We start from the raw sequence: 277 nt of genomic DNA on the forward strand, positions 1-277 counted from the left end.
CTCGATCTCGTCGCGTGGGGCGGTGTACGGAGTCTGGCCGGTGACGGCGTCGAGGTCGGGTGCGGGCAGCGCCGCCCGGTCGACCTTTCCGTTGGGGGTGAGCGGCAGGCTCGGCAGGGTGGTGATGACAGGGATCATGTGCTCGGGCAGGTGCTCGGCCAGATGAGCGCGCAGTTCCCGGCGGCCGGGTGCGTCGCCGACGACGTAGGCGGCCAGGTACTGGTCGTCCGGTGTACGGCTGGCGACGGTGACGACCGCCTGCCGTACCGCCGGATGG

At 71.8% G+C, this 277-nt stretch carries 1 protein-coding gene; it reads right to left on the reverse strand.

Features of this window, described 5'->3' with window-relative positions; all coding sequences use genetic code 11:
* On the reverse strand, positions 1-277 hold a 277-nt coding region (locus N5079_RS35265), incomplete at both ends, for an AMP-binding enzyme (RefSeq protein ID WP_410007865.1).

The organism is Planotetraspora sp. A-T 1434 (assembly GCF_025420585.1).
GTDB lineage: Bacteria > Actinomycetota > Actinomycetes > Streptosporangiales > Streptosporangiaceae > JAOEGB01.